Here is an 18,480-nt window from a genome sequence, read left to right on the forward strand (position 1 = left end):
AAAAAGCATTATCTTTGCATTCACTTTATTCATGGGGTTGACTGGTTTCGACAGCAAGACCAATGGGTAAGTAAGCATGCAGAGAACCGTAGCGCGATCTCTATAATCCCTTGCTACAAAATTTTAACTGGCAACGAAGAGTTCGCTCTTGCAGCTTAATATCGAAGTATAGTAGATCAAGCGTTTTCCCGAAGATTTCAGTAGGGAAGCAAGATATTCCACAAATGCTCTGTTCTGCGGCGTTTGATTCTGGGATATAGGAATGCGGAAATAAGGCTTTAGAAGCTTTGGCTAAAGCTCGAAAAATTTAGAAGATAAGTTGGAAGTTGGGTGTCTATCCTCTGCTTTCAGTCGAAAACCAATGGTAGAATAAGCATGTAGAAAGCTTATGTATTGCTTGTTTGGACGAGGGTTCGAATCCCTCCAACTCCACAAAACAAAACCTTAAATTATTCAAAATAAATAATTTAAGGTTTTTTGTTTTCACTTACTGTATAAAAGTTTTTAACAGTACTAATCTTCTACTTCCCTACTCGTCAAAATAGTCTGAAATAGATTGATCTTTTGACAATATAATTAAGATAAGTGCTGACTTACTATCTGATTTTATGAAAAAATCTGTCAATTAATCTCACATCTTTTGTTATAATTTCAGCATCTCCCTTCAGTTCCTGATCAAAGTAAAAGTTTTTGTTATCAGATATTTTTAAGCCTTTAGGTAAAATAACTTTCACGTAATACTTTCCAGTTTTATCAGAAGTCTCAGTTATCTTTTGCGCCTTCCCCTCTACGACTCCATACTCTTGACTGTGGTAATTATCAAATTGTATCAAAACTTTCTGCCCTGGTGTAACCTTAAGAGCATCTTCCATTGGGATAACCATCTTCCCTACAAACCTCTCTTCTTCTTTTGGTAAAATAGATACTGCAGTATCTCCTGCCATTATTTTTTCAGGACGATTTTGCGAGGTAACAATAATAGGCGCCCGGATATAATCCGGATATTTGATAAAATAACTCATCAATATAATCAGGAGTAAAACAATAAGAACTATAGTATTTCCCCATCGAATCATCCAATGAGGCGATGTGGAAAGTATCTTTTGTACACTTTCTGAATGAAGTTTTAGCTTGTCTGATATATTTTTTTTAGCTTCCAAGTTCTAATTGGTTTTTTACAAGTCTATAATATTCGCCTCTCTTAGCAACTAATTCAGCATGATTCCCTTCTTCTACCACACATCCTTTATCCAAAACAATAATTTTATCCGCATTTTTCACCGTAGAAAGCCGATGTGCAATCACTATGGCTGTCCTACCCTTGAAAAACTGTTCCAGATTTCTCATTATTATCCTTTCATTATTGGCATCCAGTGCTGAAGTAGCTTCATCAAAGAAAATATATTCAGGAGATTTATAAATAGCTCTTGCAATAAAAAGTCTTTGCTTTTGCCCTCCGCTTATTCCTATTCCTTCATTGCCTATGCGAGTATTATAGCCGAGAGGCAATTCCTCAATAAAGTCTTTAATATTAGCAATCTCTACTGCTTTCAACAATTTTTTCTGATCTATATTTTCTTCTCCTACAGCAATATTTTCTTCAATTGAATCGTTAAAAACATATCCATCTTGCATAACAACTCCACAATGCCCCCGCCAAAATCTTGGTGAAATGTTTTTCAAATCGGTATTATCAATTTTTATTTCTCCTGTTTCAGGTTCATAAAATTTCATAATCAGTTTCAGAAGAGTAGTTTTCCCGCTCCCACTAGTCCCAACGATTGCAGTTGTTTTTTGATAAGGGATAACCAGATTTAAATTTTTGAAAACATATTGTTTCGTACCAACATATCTAAAAGATATGTCTTTAATTTCAATGTCCTTTTTCGGAATTTCTGTGACATATTTCTCGTCGGCAATTTCCTCATCTTCTTTTTCATGTATTTCCCCTAATCTCTCTAAAGAAATTTTAGCATCCTGACTTTGCTTAATAAAATCGATTAGCTGCAATAGCGGACTATTTAACTGTCCTACAATATACTGCACTGACAGCATCATACCCAAAGTAAGACTGCCATCCAAAACTAATTTTGCTGATAAAAAACTTACTAAAATATCTTTCATTTGATTGATGAAATTCCCACCCACAGATTGCCATTGTTCCAATGAAAGAGACTCAATTCTTATATCGAATAATTTGGCCTGCAAACCTTCCCAATCCCAACGCTTTTTCTTTTCGGCATTGTGCATTTTTATTTCCTGCATGCCATTGATGAGTTCAATTACTTTGCTTTGTTCATGAGAAATCTGGGAAAATCTTTTATAGTCTAGCTTTTCTCTTTTATTAAGGAAAAAAGTGATCCAGGTAACATATAAGATGGCACCTATCAGATACACGATAAAAAGTCTGTAATCATAATACAGTAAAACGATACTGAAAATTATCAGATTGACTAATGAGAACAATGTATTTAATGAAGAAGTTGTGAGAAGCTGTTCTATTCTGTGGTGATCATTAATCCTCTGCATAATATCTCCTGTCATCCTTGTATCAAAAAAACTGATAGGCAGCTTCATCAGCTTAATGAAGAATTCGGAAATTATAGAAATATTGATTCGTGTAGAAAGATGGAGGAGAATCCAACTGCGGGTAATTTCTATCCCTGTTTTCCCTAAAAAAAGCATAATCTGCGCAAGCAAAACGATATAAATAAAGTTTAAATCGCGGTTTTGTATCCCCACATCTACAATGCTTTGGGTAAGAAACGGAAAAATAAGTGAGAGCAAACTTCCTGCTAAAAGCCCTATAACTAATTGTCCTACCAGCAGTTTGTATTCAAACAGGTATTGAGACAGAAACTTAAGACTGGCTTTATTTTCTTGTTTATCGAGATGTTTTTTAAAAAAATCAGGCGTGGTTTCTAAAAATAAAGCAACCCCTTCCTCGGTTTTTTCAGTGGCGTCTTCATCAATCCAACGCTTGAGAAATTCCGCTTGTTCATATTTAAGAATGCCAAACCCCGGGTCCGAGATATGGAAATAATATTTTTTATTTTTCTCTTCTATTTTATATAAAACAACAAAATGATTTTTATCCCAATGGAGAATGCATGGTAATGGAGGATCATCAACCAGCATATCGCAGCTGATTTTAACTGCCATAGTTTTAAAACCAATCTGTTCTGCAGCTGTACTTATTCCCTTTAGGCTGCTTCCTTCCCGGGTTGTCTCTGAAAGAAGACGTATCTGTTCTATGGAGAGTGTTTTGCCGAAGTATTTGGCTATTATTCGCAAACAAGTCGGGCCACAGTCTTTTGCATCAGGCTGCCTGTAGAAGGGAAAGGTAGTTTTAAACATTTTTCTAATCTACTTTTTCATTTCCAGCAAATGTTTTTTAATAAAATTTACCAGAAGATTGTTATTACTAATTTTCTTTTCATTCTTAATTAACTCAAGAAGTTTAATTATTTTTTTTTCTCTATCAGCATTGTTTGCAGTAGTAATATAAATATCTAAAAATTTATCATAATATACTATCATTGGATATGCATAGTTATATTCATCAGTTTCTTTAGTTATATATTTTTTTGCCAGAATTATATTTTCTTTGGCTTTTGAGATATCTTCAATTTCAAAATAATATAAAGCTCTATTAAAATAAATCTTATAATAATCAGAATCTTTTGGCGAGGTACCAGCCAGAGCCTCATCAGTCACCGATATAGCTTTATTAAAATCTTCGATACCATAATACAGGTTAGCTATATATACATATTCATTGGGAGATATTTCGTGGCTTACATTTGTGATATGTTCTAACACATGATACTTTGCTTTTAAATTTTTTAAAATATCGTACTTATTATTTACAATAAAATCAGTTTCTAAACTGCTTATAATCCACGGATCAAAAGCATAATTTATTGAATTATAAATAGACATAGGAATTATTGTATTATGATTTGCCGTTGGAAAATAATCATATTTCAACTTAAACTTAGGGCTATTTATGCTATTAATCTTCCCTTTATAGGCAACAGTTTCCTCTTTAAACGAATTTTCATATTGTCCAATACCACCATGTGATAAATATAGGTTTACATCTTGTGATGGAATATTTAATTTATCAACAGTTTGAGATGGAGAATACGCAATATACACCTGAAACAACTTGCTCAAATTTATATCGTTTGCAAGGTCTAAAACAAATGATGCGGAATTAGAATGACCTAGAATTACATTATAATTCAATGCATTATATTTGTTAAGATGAATAATCGTTTTTTGAAGCATCCCTGCCAGCTCGTTTACCCCTTCACCAAAATACAACTTAGACCGATCATATATCTCCACCCTTACGAATATGACTTCAGGTATTTCTTTACCAAAGTTCTGTAAATAAGATATATTTGATTTCACTATATCAACAATGTTCTTTTCCTGAGAATCTAAAATGAAAAACACCGGATATTTTTTATTCTTTGCCGAAGAATTTTTAGGAACAGGTAGATCAACAATTATTTTAGCATTTTTTGTATTTACTAAAGTATCACTTAACACAGATCCATTTTGCGAAGACAAAAGATTAGACATCATAGCCGTAATAATTAAAAAGCATTTAAAAAAAAATTTCATTTAGTATTTATTACAAATTAATAATTTGGCTAACAATAAATCATGAAAATGAAATGCGGATTGCTTGATCAGCATGAATTATTGGATCCAATTTGTCTATTATATTTTGAAAAATCAATTTCACATTGAAGAATGGCTTTACTGCCCAATAAATCTTTATTGCATTGTCTGGAGTTTTACTAAAATAAAGTAAATAGTCCGTAACGCAATTTCATTTAGACGGGGCATAAATTCTTTATGCTTAAATTATTTTTTAGAGTAATGAATGACTTTATTAACTTCAATAGGGTTATTTTCTTTCATCATTGTTTCTTGCGCTTGTTTCTCAAATGTTTTCAACTGGTCTTTACTTGTAATTTGTGTACCTCTGTAAAAATACTGTGCATCTGGCTGCTTATCAAATTGTAACATAAAATCCTTGAAAGGCTCATTAAATCTTTCTAACTTTTTTTTCTGAACCATTTCCTCACTTACTTCTAAAGGTTTAGTACCGGCATAGCCTTCTATAAAACCTGTTGTATCATAGGTCATATCCAATGACTTCGACTGCAGCATGTTATATTTGAACTGACTTTTTGAATCATAAATTTGAAATATTAATCCTGGTAACCCTCTAAACTTATAAGGCCCTTCATTATAAGGAATCTCTTTACAAAACCATGCCGTCCACTGTCTCCCTCCAAAAAATGTCGTGGCTTTTTGCAGAAGATATTTATCCGCCATTTTGGTTTCATTGCTTAAATTCCACTTCATTGAATCATCTGTTTGGTACACAAACAAGTCATCCAGATTTTCGAAATTTTTGTTTTTGAAGGAATTTCGTTCCCTCGTAATAATATTTTGAAAACCCCAGGTTCGAAAGCGGTAGTTCTGATTAGCCTTGTTGATGGAATCCATCCTAAGAAATTTATATTCATAGAATTTGACGTCCTTAGGATTAATATCCAATACCATATTGGTTTTAATATAATCAGTAGAGGTTGAGTCTATTTTGAATTGTAATTCATAAATAAAACGATGAGTTTGTGCTGAAGTAAAAAAACAGCTCATCAAGAGAAGAAAAAATATTCGGTTTAACATAATGATTTGGTGGTTTTTAAGAAATAATTTTAAAGTAGGAGAAATCGTTTTAATATTTTATGTATCATAATACAAATCAAAACCTTATATCTCACTACCGTATAATAAATCTGTGGAATTTCATTTATAATCTAAATATAATACAAACTGAAATAAATTGATTTTTAAAATAGATGCCAGCATTCTTTTATGGGTTTTGACGTAACATCGGCAGCACTAAAAATACATGAGAAATTGATTGACTTCTCTGATATCGTTAAGGTCTTCTGAATTAAACCATTCCGGACTTTCATCTACCAGCTTATTGAGTTCTTCAACAGTAATCTTTGCTTCATCTATGTGGTTTATTTTTACACAAATTTTCAGATGTTTGTACAACAATTTCCAATTATATAATTCGAGTTCAACAAATAATAACCTTTGAGGAAATGGATTTTTACCATGATATAGCTTTAATGACTTTTTCGAATATTCATAAGCTGAAGTATAATTATCATCGTCATAATAATGACAAATGATTTTGTAAGTAGTCTCAGCTCTTACCGGATCAATATCATCGGCCTTTGTATATTCGTTTAGAACAACATCCCAATCCTTCTCTAATAAGTATGAAATGCGTCCTATGATATATTGAGAATAAAATATTTCTTCACTGTATCCATCGGCTGTCATTGCAACCCTTTCTCTATATACTTTTAACGCCTTGTTTAATTTGCCGATACGGTCGTCGTTATTAAATGTAAATAAAGCTGAAAAATAGTAGCTTTGCGCCAGATAAAAAAGCCATCTCGCAGCATCAGTTATATCATTTTTTTGCAGATGCTTTTCTAATATATTTGCGTGATTTAAGTATTTCTCTGTTAAATTATTTTGCCACGAGTTACCATCGTTATAAACGTTGATTTCAAAGTTTTCAATCACGGCACACGTAAACTTCGAGTCACACTTTAAATATTCGTGTACAGGCCCATACCAAAAGAAGGGTAAATCTAACCTGAAAAAGGTTAATCTTGAAAATATGTCCCCATTCAGATGTACTTTACACAGATACGAATCTTCTGTCAGCCTATTTTTATCAAAGCCTTTATCTGTTACAACTTCATCACAATCCAGCCAATATCCGTACGTTCTTTTTTCATCCCAGCCCAGTGTACGAACAACTTCTTTTAATTTATCTAAAGCAAAATTCCGGCTATTATCAAAATAATCAAAAGTTCTATAAAATATAAATAATTGTTTTTTATTGATTTCTGCCCAATGCTTAATGACATCTACGGTATTATCTGTGGATCCTGTATCGACACACACTATCAAATCAGCTAAGTGTAAGTTGCTGTTCAACATCCGTTCGATAACATGCTCTTCATCTTTAAAAATAAAATTAAGTACGACTCTTTTCATTATTCCTGCCAGACATTATTGTAAGGATCATAACCACATAAAACGGGCTTTGCATTATGAATCTGGCTTTCATCTAAAAAGCCTCTGCAATCGCTGCATACGTTTCTATATTCACAATCTTTACAAACACTCAGTTGATTTTTATTAATATTCCAAATATCAGTAAATGATTCTTTAATTACAATTTCAGTTAATCTGTTTTGTTTTATATTACCAAAAGAAGAGGCTAATGTTGGACAGTTTTTGATATTTCCATTCGTATCAACACCAATTTTCTTATACAGGCACGAATTGTATTTTAATGATTCATTAAACATTCTAAAGTTTGTGGTAAAATATTCCGGAGAGATTTGCCCACAATGAGTCTCATCCTTAATTTCCTGCATAATAAAAACCACATTCCCCATGTAAGAAAAATATTCAGCGTTAATAATTTCTATCCTGCTAAAGGGTGTGGAGTGAACAAAAACACTTTTAATTCTTAAATTTTGCTTGGTTAATTCTATTAAAAAATCAACATTATATGATTCATCATACTTGATAATAAAATCTAAAGAAGTAATCCTTGAGTTGCCAAGGAGAGTTACAATTTTAATTATTTCCGCTTTTGAAGGAGAATGAAAAAATCTGAATTGACAATTTTTACATCCCAGCAATTCCAGATCAGAAAATATTTCCTCAAGATGCTGTAAATTTTGTGATGTACTATCAAAATCAATAATAGCACTTTCAATGATTGAAGGACTTTCAATATAATCACCCAACAGCGGAAAACAGTCAGCTGATTCAGCATAAAATATCAGATCATTTTCATATAAAAAATCCAAGTACTCCATTAAAATCTCTTCTTCCCCTTTGAAATCTCCGAACAGCTTTTCTAATTTTTGATTATTATAATTGAGAAGAATTGTATGTAAAGAATTTGGGATATGATACCATTCTTCTCTTTGAGTGTCTACTATCACGGATCTTTTTACCCCTTTTGTCATAAGGCACACTGAATACAGTTGTAAAAATTTATCCTTTAAAATTGTATAATCCATCATTTAGTTTTCTGGTTTATGTCTTCATTTAATTTTTTTAAATCAATAATTTTACTGATCGGTTTGTTTGCCCCTCCTTCAGGCACACAATATGTGCTGTCATAAGCATCCACGGGAAATGCCTCCTGTCTTTTCTTATCAATATTTAATTTTATTTTAGTTAAATATTTATATATGTATGGTAGTTTTGTCATTTTTCAAATTAGTTAGATAGATATTCTGCTATTTTTGATTCAAGATTGTATGAACACGCTTGGGAAACCGCCCCAAACTGCCCCACAGGATTTACTTCTAAAAAATAATATTGTCCCTTTGTATATATTAAATCCAGTGAACCACAATTCAAATTAATCTTATGCATGAATGAAACTATTTTTTCTTCAACATCAACGGGTAATTTGTAGGGAACATTCCGGTTAGGTTTATCAAAATTATATTTTCTGAAATCAGTTTGAGTCTTAGCATCTGCCTGACTAAAAATAGCCATGCTATAACAAGTTCCGTGGAGATAAAAAATTCTAATTTCATATTCTTTTTCAATCTTATGCTGGAATAAACTAGGATAAAATTGGATAGAATCATTGATATCATCCGCAGGAACATCTTCAGTAAAATACATATATCTGTTTATGTCATCCTGAGCATGAAGAATGTCTTGGATACTTTTTGTGATAAGTGTGGCTTTGGAAGTATTTTTAAAATTTGTTAAAATCTTAGTTTCAGGTATTGGCAGTCCGCAACTATTCGCAACGGTAAGCTGTTTCAGTTTATTGATATGGGCGCTTGACTGGCTTCCAATAGTCTTCTCAATATGGGTCTCCAGATACCAATGGATATATTCATGTAATTCACGGGACTCTGCGTACAGATGTTCTCTTGATTTAAGCGATATCTTTTCACTTTTAAATAGCTCGTATATATCTTTCATTTCCGGTAAAGGAAACATGGGAATGCCTCCTCTCCTATACCAGCATGAATAAACATCATTTAAATCCAGAGGTGCTTTGTTTTCAAAATAAAGTATGAATTTTGTAACCTCTCCTTCTTCAAAATCTAAGCGCACATCAACAAGCCTGTCAGAATCTACATTTACCCTGTAAAAGTCTTTTTGGGAAGCGATCAGATAATCAATCACTCTATTGGTAGAGATATCAGATTTCTGACTTAATATTAAAATAGTTTTTTTCAACTTGAATTTTTTTACTATTAGAAATAAAAAGCCTTAAATACTAACTGTATTAGATAAGTTAAATATTTAAGGCTGGATAATTTAAAAATTATTTTGCTGATCTACCAAGACCAAAGCCTGGCTCTAAGCCAACACTTGTTCCTCCATTTGGATCTTTTTCACAATCTGGACATGCACTATCAGTATCAAAAGTACTTTCGTTTGTCACAGAACTTGATGTGCTTGTATTACCAGCTAGACCTCCTTTAATTAATTCAGTGATTTCCAAAGTGTTTTTTGAATATTTACCAAATTTCTCGCTTTTTAAACTTTCTAATTTCATAGTGTAAAAAATTAATATTTTGTAATGTTTTTTTTGTTTCCTTTAACTCCCATTTCTAATTTAAACTGCGTGCACTCAATCATGGTTAAAAATTTGTCTAAAGCAAAACTTTTTTAAAAGTATTAAAAAAAAATCAAACTTATCAACGATTTGTGAGTTTTTTTTTAATAAAAAACGCAATAATATAAATATATAATAAACATACTCTCGTTTATGTGAATTAAAATTTAATCCCATGATGGATCAATGAAGGTATCCGGAATAGTATGCCTAACTGAAAATTATTTTTAATAAAAAAAAATTACAGAAACATAAAATAATTATATCAATGCTCATAGAAATAATTTATAAAATCAGGCGTAAAAAACGAGTAAAAATATAAGTAAAATGACAACTACAGAACATTGCACATGAACATTAAAAACGGAAGCCCACAAGATTAAAGTAAAGAATTAGGTAAAAAAAAACGGACTCATTCTTTTGAAATCCGAACCCTGTCAGAATAGCTATATATAATAAATACCAATTTTGGTTTGAAAACAGGTTTATCTGCGAAAGATGGAAAACGCTTATCAAATGTGTTACAAAACAAAATTTTCAATATTATCAATTCTATAGTAAATTATTCTTTTTAGTAACAATCTCAATATTTCAAATTTATTGATTAGAAATCATCTATCCTCAAATCTAAGTCAGAATACATTATCAACAAATTCATATATTTACATCAATCTTTTTTGATAAAGAAAACAAAGCTTATTTAAAATAACTCCCATGTTTTAAAACTAATACTACCATCTTATGAAAACTATGAAAAACATTTTATTAATACCACTTTTAGCATTGTCATTTTTAACAATACATTGCTCTGGAAGTGACGACGATGTACCTAACAATGAACCAGAAGTCCCGGTCCAAACCAAACATTTTCATCCGCCACTCTGGATACAAGGCACTTGGCATACAACAGAAACTCCTACTACCCGCTTAAAATTTACTCAAGATGACGTTATTTCATTAAATGACAATTCAAGTCTCAATGATCAAATAAACAAATCAAAAACCACAAATCTGATATGGGCAGTAGAAGATGAAGCGGCATCAAATACGCACTACAATTATACGTTGACCTTCAGATCTGTTGGAGGTGGTCCATATGCTGACAATAAGTTTAAAGTTCAGAAAATTAATGATACACTAATGCTAAGAGCTCCAGATTTTGCTTATTTAATTTATTATGTCAAAGAAAAAGACTAGTAAATTAAAAACATTGATTTCATATTTATTTCTTATAGAAAATCACCTAATTTAAATAGGTGATTTTTCTTATTCTTTATTATTTACAACAAAAAAATGAACTCATTAATAATTTAGAATTTTACAATTATCAATTTGGCCTCATTCATAATAGTAAAGCCAACGATAATAAATTTGGGAGTATTACTTTTAATTTTCTTTTGACTAATTTAATTGGTTTTAGATCCGTCAGCAGACAACAAAACATAACCATCTGAAAACGAAAAGACTAAATAGAAACAACCCAAAATAAAAGCTTCCGGTCCACAAAAAAGACTAAAAAAATGTTTTATCGTAAAGAATTTTATATATTTGCACCATCTAACAATTAAAAAAATAATTTACTATGTCAGACATTGCATCAAGAGTAAAAGCTATCATCGCTGATAAGCTTGACGTTGAAGAAACAGAAGTAACTCCTGAAGCTAGCTTCACTAACGATTTAGGAGCTGATTCACTAGATACAGTTGAGTTAATCATGGAATTTGAAAAAGAATTTAATATTCAGATCCCTGATGACCAAGCTGAAAAAATTACTACTGTAGGACACGCTATCGCTTACATCGAAGAAGTAGTAAATAAATAATATTCTTCAACAAAAAAGAAATTAAACAAAGTTTATGGAATTAAAAAGAGTAGTTGTAACCGGATTTGGAGCAATAACGCCAATAGGAAATAATGCAAAAGAATACTGGGAAAATCTTGTGAAAGGTGAGAGCGGTGCCGCTCCGATTACTCTTTTTGATGCCACAAACTTTAAAACAAAGTTCGCTTGCGAGGTGAAAAATTTCGATCCGTTACAGCATTTCGATAAGAAAGAGGCTAAAAAAATGGACCGAAATACTCAATTGGGACTTGTTGCTGCAAGAGAAGCAGTAGCGCATTCCGGAATTATTGAAGGCAATGTAGATAAAAACAGAGTTGGTGTAATCTGGGGATCCGGAATCGGAGGATTAGAGACTTTTGAAACTGAAGTGTTAGGATGGGCCAATACGGAAATTCCGAGATTTAACCCTTTCTTTATCCCAAAAATGATTGCGGATATCACTCCTGGACATATCTCGATTGAATACGGTTTCCACGGACCTAACTACACAACTGTATCTGCATGTGCATCTTCAGCAAATGCTATAATTGATTCCAAAATGCTGATCCAGTTAGGAAAAGCAGACGTTATTGTGTGCGGAGGCTCTGAAGCTGCCGTTACAGCAAGTGGTGTCGGTGGATTCAACGCAATGATGGCACTTTCTACAAGAAATGATGACCCTAAAACTGCTTCAAGACCTTTTGATAAAGACAGAGATGGATTTGTATTGGGTGAAGGAGCCGGTTGTATCGTTCTTGAAGAATATGAGCACGCTGTAAAACGTGGTGCTACAATTTATGCAGAATTATTAGGAGGTGGTTTAAGTGCTGATGCACATCACATGACCGCTCCGCATCCTGAAGGCCTTGGTGCTTATCTGGTAATGAAGAGCTGCCTGGAAGATGCAGGTTTAACTGCTGATGAAGTAGATCATATCAATATGCATGGTACTTCTACTCCATTAGGAGACATCGCAGAATCCAATGCTATCTCAAGATTATTAGGCGAGCATGCTTATGACATTCAGATTAATTCTACAAAATCAATGACCGGACACCTTTTAGGGGCTGCCGGGGTTATTGAAGCTATCGCTGCATTGGGAACTATTATTCATGGTACTGTTCCTCCTACCATCAACCATTTTACTGATGATGAAAACATTGACAGCAGACTAAACTTTACGTTTAATACAGCTGTGAAGAAAGATGTAAAAGTAGCCATGAGCAATACTTTTGGATTTGGCGGGCATAACGCTTGCGTTCTATTTAAGAAAATCTAAATTCAATGAATGGAGTTACAGAAATACTTTTCTAAATTCCTTCTCAAAAAAAGAAAAAGACAATTAACGGAGAGAGAATATTTTCTCAGTACCGAGCTTAGTAAAGTATTGGGTACTGAAGTTCAAAATATAGCTCTTTACCGCGAAGCTTTTTCTTTAAAAAATTCTTCTAAAAATCAAGACAGCAATTACGAAAGGCTTGAATTTTTGGGAGATTCTGTTTTGGGTACAATTATTTCTTGTCATTTGTTCCAGACGTATCCTCAGGCTAATGAGGGATATCTGACACAAATGAAATCTAAGATTGTTAATAGGAAAAATCTCAATAAACTAGGAGAAGATCTCAAGCTTACCAACCTTTTGCAAAAGCAAAACAGTTCTTCCGCTTTGGGAGAAAATATCTCCGGAAATTTATTCGAGGCCTTAATCGGTGCCGTTTATTTAGACTTCCATTATGATGCCTGTAAAAGGATCATCTTGGAAAAATTGCTGACCCCTTCTGAGATCAATAAGCTTGAAAACAAAATTGTAAGCTACAAAGGTCTACTTCTTGAATGGAGCCAAAAGAAGAAGGTTAACATAAAGTACGAAACCTGCGAGGAAATACAGGCTAATAAATCTGTCGTATTCAGATGTCATGTGTGGCTGGGAGATGAAAAGATTGCGAATGCAACGGAAACTTCTAAGAAGAAAGCAGAGGAAAAAGCAGCACATAGGGCATTTTATATTTTAAATAAAAAAGAAAATATACTTGGAAATTCAAAAACTTTATGATCTTGATGATATAGAATTTGAAGATATTGCCATAGGATTGGTAAGATTAGCCAAAGATATACCTGCTCACGAGTTTTTCTATAAAATAAATCAAACAAACAACCTCAATTTTTCAAGAAAGAAAGATCTTGTCTTTCATGGGGGATATTATGATTATCTTTTTCCAAGATTTGAAGCCTACCACAAGTTTTCAAAGACCTGTTTTACCTTCATTTCAAATAAATCTTCTGAAAGTAAGCAAAAAAAAATTCAGACAGAACTCTTTACAGAAGAAGAAAACATTAAATTTTTATTAAATAATCAGGTAGATGTGGAATATATTCTGCATAGTTCGGAACAGTTTCCTGATTTTTCCGTAATTTTGCTCCCTGAAAATCTTGTGTTTCCAATTCAAGATTATACACTGAGTTCTGATGAAGAACTTTATCAAATTATCCAGTATTATGAATAAGTATTTAAAGAAGACAAAAATTATCGCAACACTAGGGCCTGCTTCATCGTCGAAGGAGGTAATGTTAGATTTAATGAAAGCGGGTGTTGATATTTTCAGAATAAATTTTTCCCATGCAGATTACGACTTAGTTCGAAAAAATATTGAAATAATTAGAGAGCTAAACAGCGAGTATGGTTATTCAGTGGGAATCTTGGGAGATCTTCAGGGTCCTAAGCTGAGAGTAGGAGTTGTAAAGGAAGGATCTTATCTGAACCCAGGTGATATTCTTACTTTCACCAATGAAAAGATGGAGGGAGATTCCACGAAAGTGTACATGACATACCAACAGTTTCCACAAGACGTAAAAGTAGGAGAAAGAATCCTTATTGACGATGGGAAACTGATGCTGGAGGTTACCGAAACCAATGAAATAGATACGGTAAAAGCAAAAACCATTCAAGGAGGTCCGTTAAGCTCTAAAAAAGGAGTTAATTTACCTAATACAAACGTTTCTCTTCCTGCATTGACAGAAAAGGATATTCAGGATGCTAATTTCATGCTTGACATGGAAGTTGATTGGATTGCCTTATCATTTGTTCGTCATGCCCAGGATATTATCGACTTGAAGGAGCTTATCAAAGCGCATCCAAATGGTAAATTCAAGACTCCGATTATTGCAAAGATTGAAAAGCCTGAAGGGGTTAAAAATATTGAAGAAATCCTTCTTGAATGTGATGGGTTAATGGTAGCTCGTGGAGACCTTGGAGTAGAAGTTCCAATGGAAGAAGTTCCTGCAATCCAGAAAAACCTGGTAGAAAAAGCAAGATTCTATTCTAAGCCGGTGATTATCGCTACCCAGATGATGGAAACGATGATCAACAGCTTAACACCAACAAGAGCGGAAGTAAATGACGTTGCCAACTCTGTATTGGATGGTGCAGATGCCGTAATGCTTTCGGGAGAAACTTCTGTAGGTAGATATCCGGTACAGGTTGTGGAAAACATGGCCAAAATTGTAAAGAATATCGAAACCACTCATTTTTATCAACACAAAAATGAGCCTATCGAAAAAGATTATAACTGTATTGATGAGAGATTCATTACCAACAGGGTTTGTCTTGCAGCGGTAAGAATTGCTAAAACAACAAACGTTTCTGCTATTGTAACGCTTACTCACTCCGGATACACTGCTTTCCAGCTTGCAGCCCACAGACCAAACTCTCACATCATTGTATATAGTGGTAACAAAAGGGTTATTACCATGCTGAACCTTCTTTGGGGGGTACATGCTTATTATTATGATATGAAAAAGTCTACTGATGAAACGATTATCCAGGTAAATATGTTAACGCATAATTATGGCTATATCGAAACAGGAGATTTCGTAATCAATATCAATGCAACTCCATCCTATGAAGGTGGAAAAACCAATACATTGAGATTGACTACTGTATAAGCAATAAGCAATAAGCAATAAGCAATAAGCAATAAGCAATAAGCAATAAGCAAAATTACTTTTTGTCAAAACATAAAAAACTCCCGAAAATTGATTTTCGGGAGTTTTTGTTTATAATGTAAGGCATACTGTTAACTTATAAATTGAAGTTTGTCATTCTGAACAAAACGGACTGCAGTGAAGAATCTCTGAGATTCCTCGGTTCCCCGGAATGACATTTACTCAACTTTAATTACCTACAATCGTCTTAGCTGTTACAAATTCTTTTAAAGCCAATAAAGATAGTTCTGTTCCATATCCCGAAGCTTTTGTTCCTCCAAATGGAAAACGCGGATCAGAACTCGTCATACGATTGATATTGACAGTTCCTGACTCAAGGTTTTCAATGAAGAATAACTGACGTTCTTTATTTTTCGTCCAAACAGAATTAGAAAGTCCGAAAGGAATATCATTCGCCATCTGCAAAGCTTCTTCCTGATTTTTTGCTGTCATAATCATTCCAAGAGGTCCGAAAAGCTCTTCTTTCAAAATTGGATTTCCTTCCTGAACTCTGATTAAACCAGGTTTAAATTCATTTTCAGAAACTCTTTCCAGAGGAATGATAATTTCGGCACCATTTTCCAGCGCTCTGTTGAACTGCGCTTCCAACTCATCAGCAAGGTCAGGTCTAGCCATTCCTGCTAATTTAGTTTCTTTATTTAAAGGATCCCCAATTTCATATTTTTTATATTCTTCAATAAATATTGGTAAAAACTGATCCTCGATCTTTTCATCAATAATAAATCTTTTGGCTGCAGTACAGGTTTGTCCACAGTTTTGAAGTCTTGATTTCACTCCCGCTTTTGCTGCATCTTCCAGGTCTGCATCATCAAAAATGATAAAAGAATCACTGCCACCCAGTTCAAGCAAAGATTTTTTGATATTTAATCCGGCTATTGAAGCCACTTCTCCACCTGCTTTTCCACTTCCTGTTAAGCTCACTCCTCTTACAGCATCGTGTTCAAGAATTTCCTTTACAGCTTTGTGTCCTACTTCAAGGTTTTGAAAAATACCTTCAGGAAAACCTGCTTCCAGAAGAACATCAACAATGGCATTTCCACTTCCGAAACAAATTGATGCATGCTTTAAAACCACTGTATTTCCAGCCAAAATTGCAGGAGTAGCAAATCTTAATACCTGCCAAAAAGGAAAATTCCAGGGCATTACGCCTAAAATTACTCCTTTGGGAGCATAGTGAACTTCAGAATAAGCAAATTCTGATTCTACTTTCTCAGGTTTTAAAATATTCTCAGCGTTTGCATAATAATTCATCATTAATGAACACTTTTCTACTTCAGCAATAGATTCTGAAATAGGTTTGTTCATTTCTGTTGTAATTATTCTCCCAAATTTCTCCGAATTATTCTTTAAAATTTCCGCTGCTTTTGCAATTAACTTCTGCCTTTCCTCAAACGGCACTTTTCTCCACACTGAAAACGCTTTATCTGCTTTAATAAGCTTGCTTTCAATTAATTGTTCCATAATATAAATTTCTGTTTTAAATTCAGCTAATGAATTTATGAGCGCTTTTATTTTAAAAGCACGGTGAAATCAGCAAATTCCATTCCTTAAGGGTCAATAAAATAATGATTTTCTCTATCGGAAGAATATAACTTTATCTTAAATCATTAGCCATTCATTCACAAGACATGCTGCAAGTCTTGCTGTTCTGTCCTGAATATCGAAAGAAGGATTCACTTCTGCTACATCCAGTGCCAGCAATTTTTTATTTTTTAAGATATGTCTGTAAAAATGCATAAAAGCAGTATCCGCAAAGATACCATTATATGCTGCTGCCGATACTCCGGGAGCAATAGATGCATTAAAGACGTCCATACAAATGGTAAGATAGGCATAATCTACACTGTCCAGCAATTCATCGATACGCTGATAGATGGAGGTAAGATTTTCAAAAAATAATTCGTCAGCAAGGATATATTTCATCCCATACTGATGAGCTGTATCAAAAAGCTTTAATGTATTGGAGTTTCTCTGAATTCCAATATGCAAAGAATTGATGGGGCCTTCCTGGGCAATCTGCCAGAATCCGGTACCAGAACTCGGTCCTACTCCTTTTTCCGGCTGCCTGTTATCAAAATGGGCATCAATATTAATAATACCAATTTTTTGTTCAGGAAAAGCTGTTTTAACCCCTAAATAATGGGCGTATGTCACTTCATGACCTCCACCCAGCACAAGGGATTTTCCTCCTTTTAAAAGTACTTTTGAAACATTTTTGGCAAGATTATTCTGAGTATTTTCCAGATTGCCGTCTTCACAGGTAACGTTCCCAAAATCCAGCATTGAAAAGTCAGGAAGGATCACCGGAAAATTAGACATATTTTTTCGGATCACATCAGGAGCATCTTTCGCTCCCTGACGGCCTTTATTTCTTCTTACTCCTTCATCCACAGCAAAGCCATGCAGCGCAAAGTCACCTGTAGAGATGTTGTCGTAATTATGTTCTTCTTTTACTCTTTGAAATAATCTGTGATAGAGAAGTTCTTCTCCGTCCAATCTGCCTTGCCAAATCATAATCTAAATTATTCTCTAAACCTACCTCTGATAGTAGGTATAAATGTTCTGAAAAATAAAACTATAAACAGTAATAAAGCACCACCAAATTTAAACTGCATGCTTCTATTTTCTTTACTAAAATAAAAAGTCACAATACCTAAAGCAACAATAGCTATTAAGTAAAAGGTTGAATAAAGATATCCTCCTCTATTTTCATGCTTAAACTCTCCTCCGTTGGCTGTAAACATTTCATCCAGCATACTATTCGCTGTAGTGGCATCCACTTTTCTAATGTCTGAAGTCAAATTTTTCATAATAAAATCTTTCTTCGTACATGTTTTTACAGCATTTAATGCATATTCAACATTTTTTTCAGGAACCCCAAGAGAGACATATTTTTCTTTAACCTCTTCTAATTTAATTTTCATGG

Annotated in this window: 18 protein-coding genes and 1 other RNA gene; 7 read left to right on the forward strand and 12 right to left on the reverse strand. The window is 33.4% G+C overall.

Features of this window, described 5'->3' with window-relative positions; all coding sequences use genetic code 11:
- The first annotated feature begins 33 nt into the window (after positions 1–33).
- Positions 34–435: a transfer-messenger RNA gene (gene ssrA / locus CQ022_RS12140) on the forward strand.
- 161 nt (positions 436–596) lie between these two features.
- Here ssrA and CQ022_RS12145 read toward each other — a convergent pair.
- From CQ022_RS12145 to CQ022_RS12185, 9 genes are all read right to left on the reverse strand, one after another.
- Positions 597–1,160, reverse strand: a complete 564-nt coding sequence (locus tag CQ022_RS12145) for an HlyD family efflux transporter periplasmic adaptor subunit (protein ID WP_105681624.1) — start codon at positions 1,158–1,160, stop codon at positions 597–599.
- Positions 1,150–3,357, reverse strand: a complete 2,208-nt coding sequence (locus tag CQ022_RS12150) for a peptidase domain-containing ABC transporter (protein ID WP_105681625.1) — start codon at positions 3,355–3,357, stop codon at positions 1,150–1,152. Before CQ022_RS12150 ends, CQ022_RS12145 begins: the two co-directional genes overlap by 11 nt.
- A 9-nt stretch (positions 3,358–3,366) precedes the next feature.
- A complete protein-coding gene (locus CQ022_RS12155; RefSeq protein ID WP_123864428.1) occupies positions 3,367–4,596 on the reverse strand; it encodes a hypothetical protein in 1,230 nt (409 codons plus the stop codon).
- 285 nt (positions 4,597–4,881) lie between these two features.
- The gene (locus CQ022_RS12160) at positions 4,882–5,715 is read right to left on the reverse strand and encodes a GLPGLI family protein (protein WP_105681627.1); all 834 of its coding nucleotides are present in this window, start codon (positions 5,713–5,715) and stop codon (positions 4,882–4,884) included.
- 216 nt (positions 5,716–5,931) lie between these two features.
- Complete coding sequence (locus tag CQ022_RS12165; RefSeq protein WP_105681628.1) at positions 5,932–7,116, reverse strand: glycosyltransferase; 1,185 nt, start codon at positions 7,114–7,116, stop codon at positions 5,932–5,934.
- Complete coding sequence (gwsS, locus tag CQ022_RS12170; protein WP_105681629.1) at positions 7,116–8,162, reverse strand: grasp-with-spasm system SPASM domain peptide maturase; 1,047 nt, start codon at positions 8,160–8,162, stop codon at positions 7,116–7,118. Before gwsS ends, CQ022_RS12165 begins: the two co-directional genes overlap by 1 nt.
- Positions 8,159–8,353: a hypothetical protein gene (locus tag CQ022_RS12175; RefSeq protein WP_105681630.1), complete on the reverse strand. Its 195-nt coding sequence runs from the start codon at positions 8,351–8,353 to the stop codon at positions 8,159–8,161. The genes gwsS and CQ022_RS12175 overlap by 4 nt, the downstream gene beginning before the upstream one ends.
- Positions 8,354–8,361: 8 nt before the next feature.
- Positions 8,362–9,348 carry a grasp-with-spasm system ATP-grasp peptide maturase gene (gene gwsG, locus CQ022_RS12180; RefSeq protein ID WP_165791613.1) on the reverse strand — a complete coding sequence of 329 codons (987 nt, stop codon included), beginning with the start codon at positions 9,346–9,348 and terminating at the stop codon, positions 8,362–8,364.
- Between the two features lie 88 nt (positions 9,349–9,436).
- Complete coding sequence (locus CQ022_RS12185; RefSeq protein WP_105681632.1) at positions 9,437–9,670, reverse strand: hypothetical protein; 234 nt, start codon at positions 9,668–9,670, stop codon at positions 9,437–9,439.
- A gap of 810 nt (positions 9,671–10,480) precedes the next feature.
- On the opposite strand from CQ022_RS12185, the gene CQ022_RS12190 reads away from it, so the two are divergent.
- The 6 genes from CQ022_RS12190 (at position 10,481) to pyk (ending at position 15,494) form a co-directional block, all read left to right on the forward strand.
- On the forward strand, positions 10,481–10,927 hold the full coding sequence (locus tag CQ022_RS12190; RefSeq protein ID WP_123864429.1) for a hypothetical protein: 447 nt from the start codon (positions 10,481–10,483) through the stop codon (positions 10,925–10,927).
- Positions 10,928–11,312: 385 nt separating this feature from the next.
- Positions 11,313–11,552, forward strand: a complete 240-nt coding sequence (locus CQ022_RS12195; protein WP_002976354.1) for an acyl carrier protein — start codon at positions 11,313–11,315, stop codon at positions 11,550–11,552.
- Positions 11,553–11,586: 34 nt separating this feature from the next.
- Positions 11,587–12,831, forward strand: a complete 1,245-nt coding sequence (fabF, locus tag CQ022_RS12200) for a beta-ketoacyl-ACP synthase II (RefSeq protein WP_105681634.1) — start codon at positions 11,587–11,589, stop codon at positions 12,829–12,831.
- Between the two features lie 9 nt (positions 12,832–12,840).
- Positions 12,841–13,605: a ribonuclease III gene (gene rnc, locus CQ022_RS12205; protein ID WP_105681635.1), complete on the forward strand. Its 765-nt coding sequence runs from the start codon at positions 12,841–12,843 to the stop codon at positions 13,603–13,605.
- The gene (locus CQ022_RS12210; RefSeq protein ID WP_105681636.1) at positions 13,583–14,056 is read left to right on the forward strand and encodes an IPExxxVDY family protein; all 474 of its coding nucleotides are present in this window, start codon (positions 13,583–13,585) and stop codon (positions 14,054–14,056) included. Before rnc ends, CQ022_RS12210 begins: the two co-directional genes overlap by 23 nt.
- Positions 14,049–15,494 carry a pyruvate kinase gene (pyk, locus tag CQ022_RS12215; protein ID WP_105681637.1) on the forward strand — a complete coding sequence of 482 codons (1,446 nt, stop codon included), beginning with the start codon at positions 14,049–14,051 and terminating at the stop codon, positions 15,492–15,494. The genes CQ022_RS12210 and pyk overlap by 8 nt, the downstream gene beginning before the upstream one ends.
- Positions 15,495–15,722: 228 nt before the next feature.
- On the opposite strand, the gene CQ022_RS12220 is transcribed toward pyk, so the two are convergent.
- The 3 genes from CQ022_RS12220 to CQ022_RS12230 form a co-directional block, all read right to left on the reverse strand.
- A complete protein-coding gene (locus CQ022_RS12220) occupies positions 15,723–17,015 on the reverse strand; it encodes an aldehyde dehydrogenase family protein (RefSeq protein WP_105681638.1) in 1,293 nt (430 codons plus the stop codon).
- Positions 17,016–17,153: 138 nt separating this feature from the next.
- Positions 17,154–18,068, reverse strand: coding sequence for a formimidoylglutamase (hutG, locus tag CQ022_RS12225; RefSeq protein WP_105681639.1), 915 nt, complete (start codon positions 18,066–18,068; stop codon positions 17,154–17,156).
- 8 nt (positions 18,069–18,076) lie between these two features.
- Positions 18,077–18,478 (reverse strand): hypothetical protein, encoded by a 402-nt coding sequence (locus CQ022_RS12230; RefSeq protein ID WP_105681640.1) that lies wholly within the window; start codon positions 18,476–18,478, stop codon positions 18,077–18,079.
- Between the last annotated feature and the right edge of the window lie 2 nt (positions 18,479–18,480).

The organism is Chryseobacterium culicis, assembly GCF_002979755.1.
GTDB lineage: Bacteria > Bacteroidota > Bacteroidia > Flavobacteriales > Weeksellaceae > Chryseobacterium > Chryseobacterium culicis_A.

Excerpts from the sequence above, each read along its gene's own strand:
- CQ022_RS12150 (WP_105681625.1), bottom strand. The coding sequence starts at position 3,357 with ATGTTTAAAACTACCTTTCCCTTCTACAGGCAGCCTGATGCAAAAGAC.
- CQ022_RS12155 (WP_123864428.1), bottom strand. The coding sequence starts at position 4,596 with ATGATGTCTAATCTTTTGTCTTCGCAAAATGGATCTGTGTTAAGTGAT.
- CQ022_RS12160 (WP_105681627.1), bottom strand. The coding sequence starts at position 5,715 with ATGTTAAACCGAATATTTTTTCTTCTCTTGATGAGCTGTTTTTTTACT.
- CQ022_RS12165 (WP_105681628.1), bottom strand. The coding sequence starts at position 7,116 with ATGAAAAGAGTCGTACTTAATTTTATTTTTAAAGATGAAGAGCATGTT.
- gwsS (WP_105681629.1), bottom strand. The coding sequence starts at position 8,162 with ATGATGGATTATACAATTTTAAAGGATAAATTTTTACAACTGTATTCA.
- CQ022_RS12175 (WP_105681630.1), bottom strand. The coding sequence starts at position 8,353 with ATGACAAAACTACCATACATATATAAATATTTAACTAAAATAAAATTA.
- CQ022_RS12185 (WP_105681632.1), bottom strand. The coding sequence starts at position 9,670 with ATGAAATTAGAAAGTTTAAAAAGCGAGAAATTTGGTAAATATTCAAAA.
- CQ022_RS12190 (WP_123864429.1), top strand. The coding sequence starts at position 10,481 with ATGAAAAACATTTTATTAATACCACTTTTAGCATTGTCATTTTTAACA.
- CQ022_RS12195 (WP_002976354.1), top strand. The coding sequence starts at position 11,313 with ATGTCAGACATTGCATCAAGAGTAAAAGCTATCATCGCTGATAAGCTT.
- fabF (WP_105681634.1), top strand. The coding sequence starts at position 11,587 with ATGGAATTAAAAAGAGTAGTTGTAACCGGATTTGGAGCAATAACGCCA.
- rnc (WP_105681635.1), top strand. The coding sequence starts at position 12,841 with ATGGAGTTACAGAAATACTTTTCTAAATTCCTTCTCAAAAAAAGAAAA.
- pyk (WP_105681637.1), top strand. The coding sequence starts at position 14,049 with ATGAATAAGTATTTAAAGAAGACAAAAATTATCGCAACACTAGGGCCT.
- CQ022_RS12220 (WP_105681638.1), bottom strand. The coding sequence starts at position 17,015 with ATGGAACAATTAATTGAAAGCAAGCTTATTAAAGCAGATAAAGCGTTT.
- hutG (WP_105681639.1), bottom strand. The coding sequence starts at position 18,068 with ATGATTTGGCAAGGCAGATTGGACGGAGAAGAACTTCTCTATCACAGA.
- CQ022_RS12230 (WP_105681640.1), bottom strand. The coding sequence starts at position 18,478 with ATGAAAATTAAATTAGAAGAGGTTAAAGAAAAATATGTCTCTCTTGGG.